This is a genomic window from Methylocystis sp. H62 (assembly GCF_015709515.1).
Lineage (GTDB): Bacteria > Pseudomonadota > Alphaproteobacteria > Rhizobiales > Beijerinckiaceae > Methylocystis.
Genome location: NZ_JADNQZ010000050.1, coordinates 136,554 through 156,439 on the forward strand (window position 1 = coordinate 136,554; position 19,886 = coordinate 156,439).

The 19,886-nt window shown below is 63.4% G+C and carries 18 protein-coding genes; 15 read left to right on the forward strand and 3 right to left on the reverse strand.

Translation table 11 applies throughout. The features are described from left to right. The first annotated feature begins 36 nt into the window (after positions 1–36). The 12 genes from IYY11_RS08560 (at position 37) to IYY11_RS08615 (ending at position 13,130) form a co-directional block, all read left to right on the forward strand. Entirely contained in the window at positions 37–1,710 is a 1,674-nt protein-coding gene (locus IYY11_RS08560; protein WP_196403475.1) for an acyl-CoA dehydrogenase family protein, read from the forward strand. Positions 1,711–1,738: 28 nt separating this feature from the next. Beyond that, positions 1,739–1,990, forward strand: a complete 252-nt coding sequence (locus IYY11_RS08565) for a DUF2442 domain-containing protein (RefSeq protein ID WP_109024415.1) — start codon at positions 1,739–1,741, stop codon at positions 1,988–1,990. 453 nt (positions 1,991–2,443) lie between these two features. Next, complete coding sequence (locus tag IYY11_RS08570) at positions 2,444–2,875, forward strand: hypothetical protein (RefSeq protein ID WP_196403476.1); 432 nt, start codon at positions 2,444–2,446, stop codon at positions 2,873–2,875. 62 nt (positions 2,876–2,937) lie between these two features. Continuing rightward, on the forward strand, positions 2,938–3,555 hold the full coding sequence (locus IYY11_RS08575) for a glutathione S-transferase family protein (protein ID WP_196403477.1): 618 nt from the start codon (positions 2,938–2,940) through the stop codon (positions 3,553–3,555). Between the two features lie 80 nt (positions 3,556–3,635). Further along, positions 3,636–4,400: an SDR family oxidoreductase gene (locus tag IYY11_RS08580; protein WP_196403478.1), complete on the forward strand. Its 765-nt coding sequence runs from the start codon at positions 3,636–3,638 to the stop codon at positions 4,398–4,400. A 236-nt stretch (positions 4,401–4,636) separates the two neighbouring features. After that, the gene (locus tag IYY11_RS08585; RefSeq protein WP_196403479.1) at positions 4,637–6,409 is read left to right on the forward strand and encodes an acetolactate synthase 3 large subunit; all 1,773 of its coding nucleotides are present in this window, start codon (positions 4,637–4,639) and stop codon (positions 6,407–6,409) included. 81 nt (positions 6,410–6,490) lie between these two features. Next, positions 6,491–7,042, forward strand: a complete 552-nt coding sequence (gene ilvN, locus IYY11_RS08590; RefSeq protein WP_196403480.1) for an acetolactate synthase small subunit — start codon at positions 6,491–6,493, stop codon at positions 7,040–7,042. 117 nt (positions 7,043–7,159) lie between these two features. Next, complete coding sequence (gene ilvC / locus IYY11_RS08595) at positions 7,160–8,179, forward strand: ketol-acid reductoisomerase (protein ID WP_196403481.1); 1,020 nt, start codon at positions 7,160–7,162, stop codon at positions 8,177–8,179. 187 nt (positions 8,180–8,366) lie between these two features. After that, a complete protein-coding gene (locus IYY11_RS08600; protein WP_196403482.1) occupies positions 8,367–9,164 on the forward strand; it encodes a nuclear transport factor 2 family protein in 798 nt (265 codons plus the stop codon). A gap of 100 nt (positions 9,165–9,264) precedes the next feature. Further along, on the forward strand, positions 9,265–10,011 hold the full coding sequence (locus IYY11_RS08605; protein WP_196403483.1) for an NUDIX hydrolase: 747 nt from the start codon (positions 9,265–9,267) through the stop codon (positions 10,009–10,011). 10 nt (positions 10,012–10,021) lie between these two features. Further along, on the forward strand, positions 10,022–11,830 hold the full coding sequence (aroB, locus tag IYY11_RS08610; protein ID WP_196403484.1) for a 3-dehydroquinate synthase: 1,809 nt from the start codon (positions 10,022–10,024) through the stop codon (positions 11,828–11,830). Positions 11,831–11,834: 4 nt separating this feature from the next. Beyond that, the gene (locus IYY11_RS08615) at positions 11,835–13,130 is read left to right on the forward strand and encodes an HlyC/CorC family transporter (protein WP_196403485.1); all 1,296 of its coding nucleotides are present in this window, start codon (positions 11,835–11,837) and stop codon (positions 13,128–13,130) included. 22 nt (positions 13,131–13,152) lie between these two features. Here IYY11_RS08615 and IYY11_RS08620 read toward each other — a convergent pair whose 3' ends face one another. From IYY11_RS08620 to IYY11_RS22970, 3 genes are all read right to left on the reverse strand, one after another. After that, positions 13,153–14,589 (reverse strand): HWE histidine kinase domain-containing protein, encoded by a 1,437-nt coding sequence (locus tag IYY11_RS08620; RefSeq protein ID WP_246719776.1) that lies wholly within the window; start codon positions 14,587–14,589, stop codon positions 13,153–13,155. 90 nt (positions 14,590–14,679) lie between these two features. After that, positions 14,680–15,234, reverse strand: coding sequence for a sigma-70 family RNA polymerase sigma factor (locus tag IYY11_RS08625; RefSeq protein WP_196403487.1), 555 nt, complete (start codon positions 15,232–15,234; stop codon positions 14,680–14,682). Further along, positions 15,231–15,449, reverse strand: a complete 219-nt coding sequence (locus IYY11_RS22970; RefSeq protein ID WP_246719778.1) for a NepR family anti-sigma factor — start codon at positions 15,447–15,449, stop codon at positions 15,231–15,233. Before IYY11_RS22970 ends, IYY11_RS08625 begins: the two co-directional genes overlap by 4 nt. A gap of 237 nt (positions 15,450–15,686) precedes the next feature. Between IYY11_RS22970 and IYY11_RS08635 the strand changes: the two genes are divergently transcribed. The 3 genes from IYY11_RS08635 to IYY11_RS08645 all read left to right on the forward strand — a co-directional run. Continuing rightward, complete coding sequence (locus tag IYY11_RS08635) at positions 15,687–16,475, forward strand: response regulator (protein WP_196403489.1); 789 nt, start codon at positions 15,687–15,689, stop codon at positions 16,473–16,475. A 185-nt stretch (positions 16,476–16,660) separates the two neighbouring features. Beyond that, positions 16,661–18,481 (forward strand): ABC transporter ATP-binding protein/permease, encoded by a 1,821-nt coding sequence (locus IYY11_RS08640; RefSeq protein ID WP_196403490.1) that lies wholly within the window; start codon positions 16,661–16,663, stop codon positions 18,479–18,481. Between the two features lie 272 nt (positions 18,482–18,753). Beyond that, positions 18,754–19,886: hypothetical protein (locus tag IYY11_RS08645; protein WP_196403491.1), on the forward strand; the 1,133-nt coding region annotated here is incomplete at its 3' end.

The window sequence follows — 19,886 nt, forward strand, 5'->3', positions numbered from 1 at the left end:
GCGCCTACAGGCGCCTCGACTTCCGGAAAGTACAGAATGACCGCAGCCGTCGCGACGAAACTTGAAGCCGCCGATTGGACCAGCGACGCGAAAGAGGCGCTCGCCGCCGTCGAGGCGCTTTACAAGGACGCGCTCGCCAGCGTGCGCGCCCGCGTCACCAAGGACGGCAAGCTTTCCAGCGAACTGATCGAGGCCGACCAGCACGCCGCCCACGGGCTCGCCTGGCTCGCGACCTATATCCAGGGCCTGCGCGAACTCGTCGACTACGCCGAGCGCCTCTCGGCGGAGGGCGCCTATGGCGAGACCGAGGAACTCCTAAACCAGATCGGCTTCGCCGAATTCCTCGCGCAAGTATACGGCGGCATCCCGATGAGCCAGGGCGAGATCGTCCGGCTCTCGGATTTCGGGCTTTCAAGCCAGCAGATCGCGGCGCGGCGTCCCGCCTGCGTCGACCGGCTGATCCTCACCGGAAACACGCCGGCGAACCGCGCCCGCCTCGCCGAACTCATCGACCACCATGCGGCGGCGGAAACCATCGGCGCGTCCGGCCTCGACGACACGCTCGAAGCGATCCGTAGCGAGATGCGCAAATTCGCTTCCGCCAATGTCACGCCCTATGCGCATGACTGGCATTCGAAGAATGACTACATCCCGCTCGACGTCATCTCCGGCCTCGCCGATCTGGGCGTCTTCGGCCTGACGATTCCCGAAGAATATGGCGGCTCGGGCATGGGCAAGATCGCCATGTGCGTCGTCTCCGAGGAGCTGTCGCGCGCCTATATCGGCGTCGGCTCGCTCGGCACGCGTTCGGAAATCGCCGCCGAACTGATCCTCGTCGGCGGGACAGAGGCGCAGAAGAAGAAATATCTCCCCAAGATCGCTGCGGGCGACATCCTGCCGACCGCCGTCTTCACCGAGCCCAACAACGGCTCCGATCTTGCCGGTCTGCGCACCCGCGCGACGCTGGAGGGCGGCGTCTACAAGGTCTTCGGCAACAAGACCTGGATCACCCATCCGGTCCGCGCCGATCTGATGACGCTGCTCGTGCGCACCAATCCGAATGAGAAGGGCTATAAGGGCCTTTCCATGCTGCTCGCCGAAAAGCCGCGCGGCACTGACGAGAATCCGTTTCCCGCCAAGGGCATGACCGGCGGCGAGATCGAAGTGCTCGGCTATCGCGGCATGAAGGAGTTCGAGATCGGCTTCGACAATTTCGAAGTGCCGGCGGAAAATCTTCTCGGCGGCGAGGAGGGCAAGGGCTTCAAGCAGCTCATGGAGACCTTCGAGTCGGCCCGCATCCAGACCGCGGCGCGCGCGCTCGGCGTCGCCCAATGCGCCCTCGACCTCGGCCTGAAATACGCCAGGGAGCGCATTCAGTTCGGCAAGCCGCTGTTCTCCTTCCCGCGCGTCTTCAACAAGATCGTCTCCATGGCGATCGAGATTCACGTCGCCCGCCAGATCACCTATTTCGCCGCGCGCGAGAAGGACGAGGGCAAGCGCTGCGATCTCGAGGCGGGGATGGCGAAGCTGCTTGGCGCGCGCGTCGCCTGGGCGGCGGCGGACAATGCCCTGCAGATCCACGGCGGCAACGGCTTCGCGCTCGAATATCCGGTCTCACGCGTGCTCTGCGACGCCCGCATCCTCAACATTTTTGAAGGCGCGGCCGAGATTCAGGCGCAGGTGATCGCGCGGCGGCTGCTGGAGGGATAAGGACGGCGGACGGGAAAAAGGGCCTGGCATGAGCATTTCGGCTAAGTCCCTGCGCTTTGACGACGACAGCATGTGGGTCGAACTGTCGGATGGACGCACGCTCGGCGTGCCGCTCGTTTGGTTCCCGCGTCTTCTGCATGCGACACGGGCGCAGCGACTCGCTTACGAGATCAGCCGCAAAGGGCTGCATTGGGACGAACTCGACGAGGATATCTCCATCGAAGGGCTGCTCGCCGGCCGCGGCGACGAGACGCGACACACGCCGGTGGCGGCGCAGTAGGGCCCAAGGAGCGCCGACGCGCTCTCATTCGCTGCCGTCTCAAAAGATTGAAGCTTTTCGTCGCGCAGTCGTGAGCGCTCTGGAATAAACCAGCGGGCGCGCGCATAATGTGGCCATGCGCGAAACAGATCTCTTCACGTCCAGAATTGAGCCTGACCCCCTCTACGCGGGGCGGTTCCGTTGGACTGTCTGCGAGGGGTCACAGATTCATCTGCGGTCCCCGCATTCCTACGCGACCAAGCGCGAGGCTGAGCAGGAAGCAGACAAGGCGCTGCAAAAGCTCGCGTCCACATGGACGGGCAAGCGCTAACCAAGCCATCGCCAGCGCGACCTCGACGAACGGGTAACCCGCGTGTTCGACATCCCCGGGGCGCAGTCGAAGACCCGTAGCTACTTCGCGTTATCTCGGTTCACGACCTTCCTCGCGCGCGCCCGGCGCCTTACCTTCCACTCATGAGCAAGCGCGTCTATCGCCTCGTTGACGGCTCGCGCGGGCCGCGGCGGGATTTCCGCATCACCGTCGGGCTGCGCGAGGGCTGGGAGGCGGAGGGCCGCGTCTATGACGTTTCCGAAGCCGTGCGCTGCGCGCACGCCTGGATGCGCCGCCGCGTCGAAGCGGGCCAGCCCGCGCTCTCAGGCATGTTCACCCGCGGCGAGGTGACCTACGCCTGGCCCAGGGAGGACGGCACGGTCGGTTCCGACCGCGAGCCGGTCGCGATCCTCACCGGCGAAGCGGTGCACGCCTATCTCGGCGGCCTTCCCGACGTGCAGATCGAGGCGATGCTGAACGAACTGGCCGGCGAACTCGGGGCGGCGCTGGGGCAGGAGCGCCTCTATGTCGCCTTCTGCGACAAGACCTGGATTCTCGATTGCGGCGAGGGATAGACGCAACCCTCCCGCGGGCCGCCGCCCTATTCTAAGATCGACGCTCTCAACCGGAGGCCCTCATGGTCACGCTCTATTACCATACCGGCGCATGCTCGCTTGCCCCGCACATTGCACTCGAATGGATTGGCGAACCCTACGAGACCAAGGCGGTCGAGTTCGGCGACAAGGAATATTTGAAGATCAATCCCGCAGGCGCCGTGCCGGCGCTCGACACCGGCGAAGGCTGGGTCCTGACCCAGGCCGCGGCCGTGCTGCGGTACCTGGCCGACCGCTTCCCTCAGGCGGGGATCGGCGCCGACGGTTCGCCGCGCGACGAAGCCGAGGCCGACCGCTGGTCCTCCTTCATCACCGGCGATCTCCACCCGGCCTTTTTCCCGCTGTTTTTGCCGGACCGCTATACGCGCTCCCGGGAGAAGGAGGAGTTCGATAATGTGCGCGAAGCCGCGAAGGCGCTCGTGCGCAAGAAATTCGATATTGTCGACGCGCATCTTGCGGGTCGCCGATTCTTGGTCGGCGACAAGCGCAGCTATCTCGACGCCTATGTTTTTCCGATGGAGCGCTGGGCCGCGTCGCTGCTGGAGGACGGGCTGTCGAAATACCCCAATGTTCAGAAACACCACGACATGATGGCGGCGGACGAAGGCGTAAAGCGCGCCCTGGCGGCGGAAGGGGCGTGACCGCTTCGATCAGCATTCTCTCTCGAGCTTGACCGCGACGGCGGCGGGTGAAAGCTTCCGCTCAGGCGCGGGAGAGGTTTATGGGTCGATTTGAGGGTAAAGTTGCGCTCGTCACCGGCGCGGCGAGAGGTCTTGGCCGGGTGACGGCGCTCGCTTTCGCGCGCAAAGGGGCCAGGGTCGGGCTCGCCGACATCGACGAGGCTGGCGGGCGCGAGACTCTCGACATGATCCGCGCGGCAGGCGGCGAGGGGCTCTTCACGCGCGCCGACATGCGCATCGAGCGGGACGTCGAAGCCATGGTCGCGGAGACGGTCAAGGCGTACGGTCGCCTTGACTGCGCGGTGAACAACGCCGGCGTCGTGCGCTTCAAGCCCATCGCCGAGGAGACGGAGGAGGGCTTCAATTTCCACATCGACGTCAATCTGCGCGGCGTGTTCTTTTGCATGAAGCACGAGATCCGGCAGATGCGCCAAAACGGCGGCGGCGCCATCGTCAACCAGTCGTCGATCACCGGCAGCCTCACCGGCAATCCCGCGGAAGGCGCCTACGCCGCCTCCAAGGGCGGCGTCGACGGCTTGACCAAGACGGTCGCGCTCGAGGTCGCCAAGGACAATATCAGCGTCAACGCCATTTGCGCCTGCGGGATCGACGCCCCCGGCGACGTCTTCCACCAATGGATGGAGAAGGAGCACATCAGCCCTGAGCAGGCCGGGAAGCTGTTTCCGATCGGGCGGATGGGCAAGGCCGAGGAGCTGACGGAGGCCGTGCTGTTCCTGTGCTCCGAGCAGTCGCGCTTCATCCTTGGCCACCTCCTCGTCGTCGACGGCGGCTGGATCGCCCGCTGAAGATTTGCTCTCCGCGCTTGATTCTCCGCTGCGCCTCCCGTAACGTCGGCTGTGAACCAAAGGGCGGAACGCGGAATGCGCGCAATTCTCGTATTTGAAGCGCCAAGGATGGAGCTGGGCTAGGCCCGGCCTCCGCCAATGGCGCTTGACCCAAGGCCCCAAGAGGGCCTTTTTTGTTGCCCGAAGACGAAAAACATCCTAGTCGCCCGCCGCGAGAAGCAAGACGGAAAATGCTGATGTCGAAGGAAATGTCCGGCGCCGAAATGGTGGTCGAAGCCCTGAAGGACCAGGGCGTGGAGATTCTTTTCGGCTATCCGGGCGGCGCCGTCCTTCCGATCTACGACGTGCTCTTCCAGCAGGAGAAGGTGCAGCACATTCTCGTGCGCCATGAGCAGGGGGCCGCCCATGCCGCGGAGGGCTATGCGCGCTCCTCGGGCAAGGTCGGCGTGTTGCTCGTCACCTCGGGACCGGGCGCCACCAATACGGTGACGGGCCTCACCGACGCGCTGATGGATTCGATCCCGCTCGTCTGCATCACCGGGCAGGTGCCGACGCATCTCATCGGCTCCGACGCCTTTCAGGAATGCGACACGGTCGGCATCACCCGCCACTGCACGAAGCACAATTATCTGGTCAAGAACATCGCCGATCTGCCGCGCGTGCTGCATGAAGCCTTCTATGTGGCCTCGTCCGGCCGGCCCGGACCCGTGGTCATCGACATCCCCAAGGACGTGCAGTTTGCGCGCGGCGTCTACGCCCCGCCGCGCAGCGCCGCGCACAAGACCTATCATCCCAAGCTCGACGCCGACATGGAGGCGATGCAGCAGGCCGTGCGCATGATGGCGGCGGCGAAGCGTCCGATCTTTTACACCGGCGGCGGCGTCATCAATTCCGGACCCGCGGCGTCGACGCTGTTGCGCGAACTCGTCGGCCTGACGGGCTTTCCCATCACCTCGACGCTGATGGGACTCGGCGCCTATCCGGGGTCGGGCGAAAACTGGCTTGGCATGCTCGGCATGCACGGCACCTGGGAAGCCAATCACGCCATGCATGACTGCGATTTGATGATCGCGGTGGGCGCGCGCTTCGACGACCGCATCACCGGACGTCTCGACGCCTTTTCGCCGGGCTCGAAAAAGATCCACATCGACATCGATCGTTCATCCATCAACAAGAACGTCAAGGTCGATCTCGCCATCGTCGGCGATTGCGCCCATGTGCTTGAAGCCATGGTGCGCCTGTGGCGCGCCGAGGCGATGAGCGCCGACAAGCAGCCGCTCGATCCTTGGTGGGCGAAGATCAACGAGTGGCGGGCGCGCAGATCGCTGGCCTTCCGCAATTCAGAAACCACGATCAAGCCGCAGCATGCGGTGCAGCGGCTCTATGCGCTGACCAAGGATCGCGACGTCTATGTCACGACAGAAGTTGGGCAGCATCAGATGTGGGCCGCCCAGCATTATCATTTCGAAGAGCCGAACCGCTGGATGACCTCTGGCGGACTCGGCACCATGGGCTACGGCCTGCCGGCGGCGATCGGCGCGCAGCTCGCGCACCCCGGTTCACTGGTGATCGACATCGCCGGCGAAGCGTCGATTCTGATGTGCATTCAGGAAATGTCGACGGCGATCCAGTACCGCCTGCCGGTGAAGATCTTCATCCTCAACAACGAATATATGGGCATGGTGCGCCAGTGGCAGGAGTTGCTGCACGGCGGGCGCTATTCCCATAGCTACTCCGAGGCGCTGCCCGATTTCGTCAAGCTCGCTGAAGCCTTCGGCGCCAAGGGCATCCGCTGCTCAGATCCCGCCTCGCTCGACGCCGCGATCCAGGAGATGATCGACTATGATGGACCGGTGATCTTCGACTGCCTCGTCGACAAGGTCGAGAATTGCTTCCCGATGATCCCCTCCGGCAAGGCGCACAACGACATGCTGCTCGCCGATCTTTCCGATGACGCTGGGATAGAGATCGGCGCGGTCATCGACGAAAAAGGCAAGATGCTTGTTTAGGCGGTCGGGTTTCGGCAACCGGCAGTCGCAGCGCTGCTATCGACCGCCGACCGCCGATTTGCCGACCGTCCAGGAAAAAAGATGAACGCTCCTGCTTCTCCGCCATCCCCCTATTCCGCGGCCGCGCCGAACTCCAAGGTCGAGTCGCATACGCTCTCCGTGCTCGTCGACAATGAGCCGGGCGTCTTAGCGCGCGTCGTCGGCCTGTTTTCCGGCCGCGGCTACAATATCGAGAGCCTCACGGTCGCCGAAGTCGCCCACGCCGAACATCTCTCGCGCATCACCATATTGACCTCCGGCGCGCCGGAGACGATCGACCAGATCCATCATCAGCTCGAGCGACTCGTGCCCGTGCATCAGGTGACCGACCTCACCATGTCGATGCGCTCGCTCGAACGCGAACTCGCCATGGTCAAAGTCAAAGGTCGTGGCGACCACCGCACCTTCGCGCTACAGCTCGCCGAAGCCTTTCGCGCCCGCATCGTCGATGCGACCACTGAAAGCTTCATTTTCGAATTGACCGGCAAACCGCACAAGATTGATGAATTTATCGACCTGATGCGTCCGATCGGGCTCGTCGAGGTCTCCCGCACAGGCGTCGCCGCCATCTCGCGCGGGCCCGATCCGATCTAAGGCTCGAGAATTTTGACCTTGCCGGGCGGCCCGCGTAGAAGGAGCCCGCCAGCGAATTCGACGGCGCGGGGCGCGCCGTTCCCCCAAGAGCGCACGCACATCAAGGAAGCAGAGCACATGCGCGTTTATTACGATCGGGACGCCGACATCAATTTGATCAAAGGCAAGAAGGTCGCCATCGTCGGCTACGGCAGCCAGGGCTTCGCGCATGCGCTCAATCTCAAGGAGTCCGGCGTCGCGGAGGTCGCGGTCGCGCTGCGCCCCGGCTCCGCCTCGGCCGCCAAGGCGGAGGGCGCTGGCCTGAAGGTCATGACCGTCACGGAGGCCTCCAAATGGGCCGACGTCATCATGATGCTGACGCCCGACGAGCTGCAGGGCGAGATCTACGCCAATGAGATGGCGCCGAACCTGAAGCCGGGAGCGCTGCTGCTCTTCGCCCACGGCCTCAACATCCATTTCAACCTGATTGAGCCGCGCAAGGATATCGACGTCGCCATGATCGCGCCGAAAGGCCCGGGCCATACGGTGCGCGGCGAATATCTCAAGGGCGGCGGCGTGCCCTGCCTGATCGCGGTGCATCAGGACGCTTCCGGCAACGCCAAGCAGATTGCGCTGTCCTATGCGGCGGCGATCGGCGGCGGCCGCGCCGGCATCATCGAGACGACCTTTCGCGAAGAATGCGAAACGGATCTTTTCGGCGAGCAGGTCGTGCTCTGCGGCGGTCTCGTGGAATTGATCCGCGCCGGATTCGAGACGCTGGTCGAAGCCGGCTATGCGCCGGAAATGGCGTATTTTGAATGTCTTCATGAAGTGAAGCTGATTGTCGACCTCATCTATGAGGGCGGCATCGCCAACATGAACTATTCGGTGTCGAACACGGCCGAATATGGGGAATACGTCACCGGTCCGCGCATCATCACCAAGGACACCAAGGCCGAGATGAAGCGTGTGCTTGACGATATACAATCGGGCAAATTCACGCGCGATTGGATGCTGGAGAACAAAGTCGGCCAGACGTCCTTTAAGGCCACGCGCGCGCGAAATAACGCGCATCCAATCGAAGAGGTCGGCCTTCGCTTGCGCGGCATGATGCCCTGGATTGGCAAGAATAAGTTGGTCGACAAGGACCGCAATTAGCGCATAATGAACCCTAAAAGGCGAGCGCGCACTCGGGTTTGGGGCGTCGTCGAGGCGCAGTCGGCGCATCACGCATCGACAAATGCATCGCCATAGCGGGGGACGAATGCACGGGCCGGGCGGGCGGTCGAGTCATGTTATCGAGAGCGAAACGCGTCGGCGCGTACATGAGATTGTACGGAGCCGCATGACGTACGACGTCTCGACATTGGTCGAACATTTCGTCGAAGACGTCGAGTTGAACTACAGCTGCTCCCGACTTGGCGTGCTTCCTCCGGGACAATGGCGCGGGCGAGATGCGCTGCGCGCCCATTTGCGCCGCGTCGATATCGATTATGAACCGCTCGACGCGGAAATCCTCTCGGTTCTTGTCGAAGGCGACAATACCGTGGTGCGATGGATCAGCAGTTGGCGTCACCGCGCCACCGGCCACGTCCACAGCATGGATATGGCGCATTTTCTGCGTTGGCGGAACGGACTCGTTTCGGAAATGTACGAGTTCCGGGATCACCGTTGCGTCGCGCGCGGCGCCGACTTCTTGCCGCAAAGCCTCGACGACATTCTTCATCCCCGCAGCCCGGGACTGTCGCGCGATGAAATGGCGCGCCGGCTGATCGCCATGGGCAGTTTCTCCCGCAGCCCCGACATCGCCTTGTTCCGCGAGCTGTGTTCGCCTGACGTCGTGTGCGAATTCGTTGGCGACCGCACGGCGGTTTCGCACGCCGGGCGACATCGCGGCATAGACGCGCTGATCAACATCGTGCGCACCATCGAGGTCGAGTTCGAGCAACTCGGAATCGCGATGCCCGAGGTGATCGTCGACGGCGGCGCCGCCGCTGCGCGTCGGATCGTCGAATGGCGTCATCGCGGCACAGGCCGTTGCGGCCAAGTTCAGCTTGCCGACTTCGTGCGCTTCGAGGACGGCCGCATCGTCGAGATCGTCGAATTTCGCGACAGCACGGCGCTTTTGCAGATGCAGGCGTAACGAAGCGCGTGACATGTGCGATGCGATTTAGTCAGTCCAGCCGAACTCAGCCCAGATTTGACGGCTTCGTGCGCCGTTGCGGCCAAGGAGCGGTCCGCCCGTGACTCTCGAAATTGTGGATTTCGATCGGCTCGAGTGTCGCTTTGTCGACCATCGGTGGGGCTTCGTTGAGGAGCGCGCCGTCGACATCGAGCGCCATTGGGAGGAGCGTCGCCGCGCCAATCCGGCGCTCTATGACGGCTCGGTGCTGCTCGCCTGCCCCGTCGAGCGGACCACGGGCGAAGATGGCGCGCGCGTCTTGCGCATGGCGTTCTTCAAGACGCCTTTCTCAAGCTTTCTTGCCTGGCGAGAATTCGGCTGGCCGGACGACGCCGTATACAATTGCTTCTCGATGCCGGCGGCGCGCGCGCGCGACGGCGCCTATCTTCTCGGCGAAATGGGGCCAAGCCATTCATTTGCGGGCCAGCTCTATTTTCCCTGCGGAACCCCCGATCCTTCCGACGTCGTCTCGGGCGGTCGCGTCGATCTTGCCGGCAGTCTTGTGCGCGAACTCGCAGAAGAGACGGGCCTCGCCGCTTCGGAGGCGCATGCGTCGGCCGTCTGGACGGCGATATTCGATCGACAGCATGTCGCCTGCGTCAAGAGACTGGATTTCGAGGCGCCGTCGCACGCCCTCCTCGCCAGGGTGAAGGACTTTATCGCGACCGAAAGCGCGCCCGAACTCGCGGACGCGCATATGGTTTCGAGCTTGACGGCGCTTTCCGACCCGCGCCTGCCCGCTTTCATGGTCGCGTATCTTTCGCGCGCTCTCGCCGGCGCGGATGAAATTCCGCGTCGCGCGGGTTAGATTTGCGCCAATGACTCGACCGCAACACTCCGGCGTCGTCCTACCAGCTCCGCAAGCGATGAATGATGAGCGTGCTTTGGCCGTGCGGGCCGCCCTGAATGGCAGGGTTATCGTGCTGGTCGGCATGATGGGCTCCGGCAAGAGCGCCATCGGCCAGAGGCTGGCCGTGCGACTCGGCCTTCCCTTCGTCGACGCGGACGCCGAGATCGTCGCCGCGGCGGCCGGCATGTCCATTCCCGAGATTTTCGCCAAATATGGCGAGCGCTATTTTCGCGACGGCGAGAGGCGCGTCATCATGCGCCTGCTGAACGGCGGCCCGGTCGTGCTGGCGACCGGCGGCGGCGCGTTTCTCGACCCGCGCACGCGCGATCGCATCGACGAACGGGGCGTATCGGTGTGGCTCGACGCCGATCTGAAGACCTTGCTGAAACGCGTGCGCCGCAAGAACGATCGTCCCCTGCTGCAAACGGAGGATCCGGAGGAGACGCTGCGCCAGTTACTGGAGGCGCGGCGCCCCCTGTACGAGCTCGCCGATCTACGCGTCGAGTCGCGCGAAGTTCCGCAGGATGCGATGGTGGATGATACGCTCGCCGTTCTCGCCGCAGGCTTGCCGATGTTGGAAGACTTGCGAGAGCGGGCGCAAAGCAGAGGTTTCGCCAAGGCCATGACGCATTTGTATCCCGCGCGCGCGGAAGGCGACGCCCGCCGCCAGGAAATTGTCCGGGTCGCGCTGGGCCGACGCTCCTACGACATTGTCATCGGCGACGGGCTGTTGCAGCGCGCCGGCGATTATATTGCGGAAATCGCGCCCGGAGCCGCATGCGCCATCATCACGGACGAGAATGTCGCCCGACTGCATCTTCCGACCGTTGAGCAGAGTCTGAAGGACGCCGGCCTGCGTGCGACGACCATCATCGTTCCGCCTGGCGAGGCGTCCAAATCGCTTTCGGTATATGGCCGCGTCTGCGACGATGTGCTGGCCGCGAGGATCGAACGGCGCGATCTGATCGTCGCTCTTGGCGGCGGCGTCGTCGGCGACCTCGCCGGATTCGTCGCGGCGAGCGTGCGGCGCGGCTCGCGCTTCGTGCAAATTCCGACGACGTTGCTGTCGCAAGTCGATTCTTCAGTCGGCGGCAAGACCGGGATCAATTCGCGCCATGGCAAGAATTTGATCGGCGCCTTTCACCAGCCTGCGCTGGTTCTCGCCGACGTCGACTCGCTGCGGACCTTGCCGCTGCGCGAGTTCCGCGCCGGCTACGCCGAAGTCGTCAAATATGGCCTGATCGGCGACGCCCGGTTCTTCGATTGGCTCGACGCCGACTCGGACGCGGTGTTCCATAGTCAGGCGGAACAGATTTGCGCCGTCGCGGTGAGCTGCGAGACCAAGGCGACGATCGTCGCGCGGGACGAAATGGAGCAGGGCGAACGCGCGTTGCTCAACCTCGGTCACACGTTCGGCCACGCCTTCGAGCGCCTGACCGATTACAACAGCGCGCGCCTGGTCCACGGCGAGGGCGTTGCAATCGGCATGGCGTGCGCCGCGCGCTTCTCCGTGCGCCGCGGCCTGTGCGCCGCGGCCGCCGCGGAGCGCGTCGAACGCCATCTGAAGGGCGTCGGTCTGCCGACGAAGATCCACGACATTCCGGATTGGCGTCACGACGCCCAGGCCATCCTCGACGCCATGTATCAGGACAAGAAGGTCGAGCGCGGCGCGCTGACCTTCATTCTCTTGCGCGGCATCGGCCAGGCGTTCATTGCAAAATCGGTCGACGCCAATGAGGTGCTTGGCTTTCTTAAAGACGAGCTAAAGCGGACATAGCGCCATGCATGGGCTCGAATCCAGCGCGCCGCAGGTCGACATATGGACTGCGGTTGGCATCGTCATCGTCTGCGTGTTCCTGTCGGCGGTCTTTGCGGGATCGGAGACGGCGCTCACCGCCGCGTCGCACGCCCGGATGCATTCGCTGGAAAAGGAGGGCGATAAGCGCGCCGCCGCCGTCAATCGGCTGCTGCGCCAGCGCAACCGCATGATCGCCGCGCTGTTGCTTGGCGGCACCCTGGTCAATATCGGCGGCTCCGCTTTCACCACGAGCGTGCTGGTCGTCGTCGCGGGCGACAATGGGGCGGTATATGCGACCGTCATCATGACCGTGCTGCTGCTTGTCTTCGCCGAAGTTCTGCCGAAAACCCTGGCGATCAACCATCCCGACGAAACGTCGCTGCGCGTCGCGAAGTTTATTGCGCCCTTCGTGCGAGTCGTCGGGCCGCTCCTCGCGGGCGTCGAATATATCGTGCGCATGGTGCTCGCGTTGGCGGGCGTCGAAGTCGGCCAAGGACGAACGGTTCGCTCGCCCTATGACGAATTGAAGAGCGCCGTCGATATTCTGCATGACGAAGGCAATGTCGAGCGCTCCGCGCGCGACATGTTCGGCGGCGTCCTCGATTTGCAAGTTCTGCATGTGTCGGACGTGATGATCCACCGCACCAAAATGCGCACGATCGACGCGGATCTGCCGCCGGACCAGATCGTGCGCGAGGTGCTGTCGTCGCCCTTCACCCGCATGCCGCTCTGGCGCGAGCGACCGGACAATTTCGTCGGCGTCCTGCATTCGAAGGACATGCTGCGGGCGCTGAACGCCGCAGGCGGCGACGCCTCCAAGCTCGATGTCGGCGAGGTCATGTTCGCCCCGTGGTTTGTGCCTGAGGCGACGACGCTCGAGGATCAGCTCGAAGCCTTCCTGAAGCGTAAGACGCATTTCGCTTTGGTCGTCGATGAATATGGCGAGGTGATGGGACTCGTCACGCTCGAAGATATCCTCGAGGAAATCGTCGGCGACATTCGTGACGAACATGATCTTGCGGTGCAGGGCGTGCGTCCGCAGCCCGACGGGTCGGTGCTGGTCGACGGCGCCGTGCCGGTGCGCGATCTCAATCGGGTCATGGCGTGGGAGCTGCCCGATGAGGAAGCGACAACGATCGCGGGACTCGTGATCCACGAGGCGGGCGCGATTCCCGAAGCCGGGCAGGTCTTCACCTATCACGGTTTCCGTTTCGAGGTGATGCGCAAGATCAGGAATCGCGTCACCGCCTTGCGGGTGACGCCGCAGCAAGCCGTTTGACGACCCGCGCGGAGATCGCTTTTTAAATTTCAGCGGATAATTCGGCTTGCAGGCCTTCGGCGCGATACGAGAGCCTGACGTCTCCGCCCATCTGGCGCGCGAGCACATTGGTGATCAGGAAATGCCCGACTCCGGTTTGCTCCGGGTGTTCGACCTTCGGGCCCCCCGTCTCCGTCCAATTCAAGATGAGACGCGGACGATCCTCTTCGCGATCGATGCGCCAGCTGATCGCGATCCGACCGTCGTCGTCGGAGAGCGCTCCGTGCTGCTCGGCGTTGGCAAGCAGTTCGTTGATGGTCAGACCCAAGGCGGAGGCGACCGCGGAGCGCAATTCCAAGTCTTCGCCCGACAGTGAGATGCGCTCGGCGTAGTCGTGGCCGCCACAAGACAGCGCGATCATGAGCAGGTCTCTGAGCGGCGTTCGTTCCCAAGAGGTCTGCACGAGCAGCGTGGAGATGCGGCTCAGACACTGGACGCGGTGCGAGAAGCCTTGCTGAAAGCTTGAAAAGTCCTGCGCCGTGCGCGCGGTAATATTGGCGATCCCCTGGATCATCGCGAGCGAATTATTCACCCGGTGATGCAGCTCGCGGTTCATCATCTGATTGTGCATCTCCGCGTTTTTGATCTCGTCGACGTCGGTAATGGCGACGATCGCGCCGATAACCGCCCCCTTGTCGTCGCGGATCGGCGCGCCGACGATGTTGATCCAGATGTAGGCGCCGTCGCCGCGCTCGATCTTGCACTCGAGCTGCGGATGGTTCTCCCCAGCAAGGGCGCGCGCGAGCGGGTATTCCTCATTCGCGACCGGGTGGCCGTCCTGATGAATGGCGTTCCATTTGGAATAGGCCTGGGTGCTTTCCGAGTAGCGAACAGGGCGACGCAGGATCGCTTCGATGACGTGATTGCCCTCGACGATTCGTCCGCTCGGGGCTTCGGCGATGATGATTCCGACCGGCACGGCGTCAAGCAGCGCGCGCAGTTGCAGATTCGCCCCGGCGCGACTGACGATCGTCGAGCTTTTCATCAGTAGATCGTTTAGCTCGGACAGCCTCTTGCGCTTTTCGCGCAGGCGCTCGTCCATGTCCTGAATGCTATGCGCGATCGCATCGACCTCAGGAACGCCGGTGTCGCTCCAATGCGCGGTCCCGCGCGCCTCCACGGCCAGGCTCAATTCGGCGAGTTCATGTTGCGCCCTTTGCGTCTCCCGGCGCTGCCTCACCAGTAAAAAAATCACGGAGATCGTCGTCACCAGCGCGAGCGTGAGCGCGCCAACGATCAGGCGCCAGACCTCGATCATGTTGGCCGCGCCTTCCGCGGCGCGGGCGGCGGACGTCATCGCCAGCAGGAACGCCAGCGCAGCCCGCGCCGCGGCGACCCCCGGCGCCCGCGGGTATGGTTTGGCCGTCGCCGACACGGGCGGCGACCGCCGGGCTGATCGACCGTTATGGCCTTCCGTCATTACGCTGCCAAAATTTTCGGGACCCTGCCGGGCGTAACCGTCAGATAGCGCGGAATCTTGGTCGCGCATCCCATGTGAAGGCTTGGCCTGTCAAACCGCGCGGGAAGGTCGGCGCGCGGCGAGGTCCGATACGGTGGGATCGGTGTCGATGTCGCTCGTGTTGAGCAGGCCCAGATGCTCCGCAAGTTTCGCGCGCGCACGATTCAACCGGCTCTTGACCGTGCCAATGGCCACGCCGCAGATCTCCGCCGCTTCGTCGTAGGAGAGTTCGGTGATCCCGATCAGCAGCAGAATTTCCTTGTGTTCGGGGGCAAGCTTATCCAGCGCCGCCTGAACATCCGTAAGGGTGAGCGCCGACTCCTGTCCGCCTTTCACGGGGATTTGCTGGGCCAGGAGATTATCGCTGTCCTGCACTTCGCGCGAGCGTTTCCGGTAGCTCGAAAAATAGGTATTGCGCAGAATGGTGACGAGCCAGGCGCGCAGATTGGTGTTTCTCTGAAAGGAGTCGGCGTGCGACCAGGCTTTGACCAGCGTGTCCTGGACCAGGTCGTCGGCGAGGCTATGCGATCCGCAAAGCGAAATGGCGAAGGCGCGCAGATAGGGCATCTGCGCCACCATCTGATCTCCGAAAGCCTCGTCGCTCATTTCTTTTCGCGCTGTTTGGCTTCCAGCTTGGCCAGCAGCACAGTGAATTTGTCTGGAATCGGTTGGTGGATCAGATCGTCGCAATAGGCGCGAAATACCCGCCCGAGCTGAGCTTGAACCTTCGGGTCCAGCGCAACGCCATCCGCTTGTGCCCCGTCAGCATCCTGGAAGCCGTCAGCATCAGCCTCCTCCCGACCACCAGTCTTATTGTTCAAGTTCGGTTCCGCGTCGCGGGAGGGGCCATCGTTGTCGTGAGGATTTTCGCGTTGGCTCATTCTCGACCCCGAGTTCGCCCCGAGACTGGCCGCCTCTACCCGGGGCGGCCGAGCGACGACCTCCCTTGATGGAACGCGTAAGAACACTAATTGTTCCGCCATTGCAAGCAAGGAACACTGTGACATATCAGCGGGCGCTTGAATTGACTTGGGCGCTGGGCGGCATAGGATGAAACTATGAATCTCTCCCGAGAAATTGCGGTGCACCTGCCTTACCTCCGCCGGTTTGCGAGGGCGCTTTGCGGCTCGCAAAAGAGCGGCGACGCTTACGTTGTCGCCACGCTCGAGGCGCTGGTGGTGGATCCGGATGCGTTTCCATCGAATATGTCGCCCAAAGTCGGTCTTTACCACCTCTTCATGACGTCGTGGTCGTCGATCCGGCTGAACACCGAAGCAGCGCCCGATGACGAGATATCCGCAGCACAGCGGAATATCAGCTTGCTGACGCCGCGCTCGCGACAGGCCTTTTTGCTGCGCACGGTCGAAGGGTTTTCGGTCGCTGACGCCGCCGCCATCCTGGGCGCGACCGAAGAAGAGGTCGAAGCGCTCGTAACGGAGGCCGGCCGGGAAATCGCCGAACGCGTCGCGACGGACGTGCTCATCATCGAGGATGAATCGCTCATTGCGCAGGACATCGAGTTCATCGCGCGCGATCTGGGCCATCGCATCATCGGCGTCGCCCGCACCCATCAGGAGGCCCTGGAGCTCGCGGCGCGCAAGCGGCCAGGGCTCATTCTCGCGGACATTCAACTTGCCGACGGCAGCTCCGGTCTGAACGCCGTCAACGAAATGCTCGAAAGTTTCGACGCGCCAGTGATTTTCATAACGGCATTTCCCGAACGCCTGCTGACCGGCGAGCGGCCCGAGCCGGCGTTTCTCATCAGCAAGCCCTACAAGGTCGACACGGTCAAGGCGACGATCAGCCAGGCGCTGTTCTTCGAGCGCAAGGCGTCCCGCGCGGCATAGCGCGTCTCGAGCCGCGGCGATCCCCTTTAGCGGCGTTTCATTCCACGAAAAGGCCGCTTCAAAGCTGTAGTCTGGCTGTTTCCGCGCGCCATATAAAACCCTCGCATTAGGGCGAGGTCCCGCTGAGTCGCTCGAGAAGAGCCTTTCATCGATTTCGGGGCGCTCGAGCGGGGGGCGCTTCGACCGTGAATAGTCAAGTTATAGCGCCAAATGGCGCTGCAGAGGCGACTCGGCATGCGCGAGCGCGTTGGCGGGAATTCTGCGCGCTTGCCCTGGGATTCTGGGCCGGCGAGACCAGCCGACGGGCTTGGATTCTGACGGGGCTGGTCGCCCTGTGCATCGCGCTGCAGCTTGGGGCGCAGCTCAGCATCAACGAATGGAACCGGACGTTTTTCGACGCGCTCGAAAGCAAGCATGTCGAAGCGCTGAGTTGGGCGACGATCCTGTTGCCCGCCCTCGTCGCATTCAGCGGCCTCGCCATTAGCGGAACGCTTGTCGCGCGTATGACGTTGCAGATGCGCTGGCGAGAATGGCTCACTGAAAGACTCGCGGGCTGGTGGCTCGAGGACCAGCGCTACTACCGTCTCGAGATCGCCGCAGCCGAGCAGACCTCGCCGGAATACCGAATCGCCAAGGACGTGCAACTCGCCATCGATCCGCTGGTCGAATTCGCCGTCGGCTTTTTGACCGCGCTGGCGACGGCGTTGGCCTTCGTCGGAGTTCTGTGGAACGTTGGCGGCGCCCTGGAGCTTGATCTGTTCGGCGCGCGCCTCGTGTTGCCGGGATATCTCGGCTTCGCCGCGGTGATCTATGCGACGATCGCCGGCGGCCTCGCCTACTTCGCCGGACGTCCGCTCGTTCCGGCCGTTGCGCAGAAGAACGAGGCTGAAGCGCGGTTCCTCGCCGAACTCACACGGCTGAAGGAGAACGCGGAAAGCATTGCGCTCATACGAGGCGACGCCGACGAATTGAGCTCTGTTCTGCAGAACTATCGACGCGTCGTCGCCGCCTGGATACGCCAGATCCATCGCAACGGGGTGATCGCCACCGTGCAGAGCGCCAATGGCGCGCTGGTGCCGCTGATTCCGCTCGTGCTCGTCGCGCCCAAATATCTCTCGGGCGCTCTGACGCTGGGAATGGTCATGCAGCTGACCGCCGCCTTCATCTCGGTGCAGATCGCCTTCAATTGGTTCATCGACAATTCGGTGCGCGTCGCGGAGTGGATGGCCTCAGCCAACCGGGTCGACGAACTTGTCGAAGAGCTTGAGAGTCTCGATATCGGCGTCATCATGGAGGAGAAGGAGTTTATCGATTTCGGCGTTAGCGACGACGGCACGATTCACATAGAGGATCTCGCGGTCGCGCATCGCAACGGTCGAATTGTGATTGCTGGCGCGAACGTTGTCATTCCCGCTGGCGAAAAGCTGCTCGTGGCGGGGCCGAGCGGCACGGGAAAGAGCACGCTTATTCGCGCCCTCGCCGGATTGTGGCCGTGGGGTTCGGGGCGCATCCTCTTGCCGACAGACGCTCACATCGCCTTTGTGCCGCAGAAGCCGTACATCCCGTTGGGCACGCTTCGTCAGGCGATGCTCTATTCAATTTCCGACAAGGAAATCACCGACGATATGATCGGAGGCGCGATGCGGCGATGCGGCCTGGGTTATCTCGTCAAACATCTTGACGAAGAGCAGCGCTGGGACCAATCGCTTTCCGGCGGCGAGCGGCAGCGAACGGCTTTTGTTCGGCTCTTGCTGCAAAGGCCGCAGATTATCATCATGGATGAAGCGACGTCGGCGCTTGACGAAGAGAGTCAGGTGTCGATGTTGCGCCTGTTCAATGAAGATCTCGCCGGCGCGACGGTGATCAGCGTCGGCCATCGCGTTGGCATGGAAGATTTTCACGACAAGAAACTCGTTCTTGAGCGTCGCCCCGCCGGCGCGCATATTACGAGCCGTAAGCTGCAAAAATCCCTGTGGCACTTGTTCGACGACGCCGCGCTGCATTGATTTGTTGGCGCTAGGGCAGCTCCGAAAAAGTTGAAAGGCTTTTTCGATGAAACCCGCTCCAATATTTTGATGTTGAGCGATTCCCTATCGATCACATGTTTCGATGTGATCGATAAGCGCGCCAAGGCGTCTGCCGCGCATGTACCCTCAACTGTGCCCAACGATCCATATATCGGGTTTCCCAAAGGACCTATCGTTTGCTCTGCGTCGATGAGCAAATGCGAATGCGTTTGAGCGGCGCAGATTTCTTTGACCCTTTGGGAGGTTGAGATATGCAAGTCGCTTACAATGGAGCAACGCCGTCGGTCGCGCCAATGGGCGTGACCATGGATCAGATGTTTGCGCCGCAAGGCTTCTTAGGCGGCGCGCTGGGCAGCGCGCTCGGCGGTCTTGGCGGCGGCGCGATTGGCCGCGCCTTCGGCAACCAGAATCTCGGTCGGCAGATCGGCAACGTCGCGGGCGGCGTGCTCGGCGGCTTGCTGCCGTTCGACGCCGGCCCGCAGGCCTATGCTGGAACTTATTATGTCCCGCAAACGGCAGCGCCTGGTTTCGCGCCGCAGGGCTTTGTCGGCGACGCGCTCGGCGCCATCGGCGCGCCGCTCGGCGGCTTCATCGGCGGCCGCTTCGGCAACGCCGGGCTCGGTCAGACGATCGGCGGCACTGTGGGCGGTCTCGCCCAGCGCTTCCTGCCGTTCGACGCCGGCCCGCAGCAGCAGCCTGTCTATTATTACGCGCCGCAGTCGGCGGATCCGTCCTTTGCGCCGCAGGGCTTCATCGGCGATGCGCTCGGCGCGGTCGGAGGCCGGGTTGGCAACTGGATCGGCGGACGCTTCGGCAACGCCGGCGCCGGTCAGACGGTTGGCAATGTGGTGGGCGGCCTTGCCCAGCGCTTCCTGCCCTTCGAGGCCGGCCCGCAGCCGCAGCAGCAGCCTGTCTATTATTACGCGCCGCAGTCGGCGGATCCGTCCTTTGCGCCGCAGGGCTTTGTCGGCGACGCGCTCGGCGCCATCGGCGCGCCGCTCGGCGGCTTCATCGGCGGCCGCTTCGGCAACGCCGGGCTCGGTCAGACGATCGGCGGCACTGTGGGCGGTCTCGCCCAGCGCTTCCTGCCGTTCGACGCCGGCCCGCAGCAGCAGCCTGTCTATTATTACGCGCCGCAGTCGGCGGATCCGTCCTTTGCGCCGCAGGGCTTCATCGGCGATGCGCTCGGCGCGGTCGGAGGCCGGGTTGGCAACTGGATCGGCGGACGCTTCGGCAACGCCGGCGCCGGTCAGACGGTTGGCAATGTGGTGGGCGGCCTTGCCCAGCGCTTCCTGCCCTTCGAGGCCGGCCCGCAGCCGCAGCAGCAGCCTGTCTATTATTACGCGCCGCAGTCGGCGGATCCGTCCTTTGCGCCGCAGGGCTT

Excerpts from the sequence above, each read along its gene's own strand:
- IYY11_RS08560 (WP_196403475.1), top strand. The coding sequence starts at position 37 with ATGACCGCAGCCGTCGCGACGAAACTTGAAGCCGCCGATTGGACCAGC.
- IYY11_RS08565 (WP_109024415.1), top strand. The coding sequence starts at position 1,739 with ATGAGCATTTCGGCTAAGTCCCTGCGCTTTGACGACGACAGCATGTGG.
- aroB (WP_196403484.1), top strand. The coding sequence starts at position 10,022 with ATGACTCGACCGCAACACTCCGGCGTCGTCCTACCAGCTCCGCAAGCG.
- IYY11_RS08585 (WP_196403479.1), top strand. The coding sequence starts at position 4,637 with ATGTCGAAGGAAATGTCCGGCGCCGAAATGGTGGTCGAAGCCCTGAAG.
- IYY11_RS08615 (WP_196403485.1), top strand. The coding sequence starts at position 11,835 with ATGCATGGGCTCGAATCCAGCGCGCCGCAGGTCGACATATGGACTGCG.
- IYY11_RS08575 (WP_196403477.1), top strand. The coding sequence starts at position 2,938 with ATGGTCACGCTCTATTACCATACCGGCGCATGCTCGCTTGCCCCGCAC.
- IYY11_RS08625 (WP_196403487.1), bottom strand. The coding sequence starts at position 15,234 with ATGAGCGACGAGGCTTTCGGAGATCAGATGGTGGCGCAGATGCCCTAT.
- ilvC (WP_196403481.1), top strand. The coding sequence starts at position 7,160 with ATGCGCGTTTATTACGATCGGGACGCCGACATCAATTTGATCAAAGGC.
- IYY11_RS08635 (WP_196403489.1), top strand. The coding sequence starts at position 15,687 with ATGAATCTCTCCCGAGAAATTGCGGTGCACCTGCCTTACCTCCGCCGG.
- ilvN (WP_196403480.1), top strand. The coding sequence starts at position 6,491 with ATGAACGCTCCTGCTTCTCCGCCATCCCCCTATTCCGCGGCCGCGCCG.
- IYY11_RS08600 (WP_196403482.1), top strand. The coding sequence starts at position 8,367 with ATGACGTACGACGTCTCGACATTGGTCGAACATTTCGTCGAAGACGTC.
- IYY11_RS08620 (WP_246719776.1), bottom strand. The coding sequence starts at position 14,589 with ATGACGGAAGGCCATAACGGTCGATCAGCCCGGCGGTCGCCGCCCGTG.
- IYY11_RS08580 (WP_196403478.1), top strand. The coding sequence starts at position 3,636 with ATGGGTCGATTTGAGGGTAAAGTTGCGCTCGTCACCGGCGCGGCGAGA.
- IYY11_RS08570 (WP_196403476.1), top strand. The coding sequence starts at position 2,444 with ATGAGCAAGCGCGTCTATCGCCTCGTTGACGGCTCGCGCGGGCCGCGG.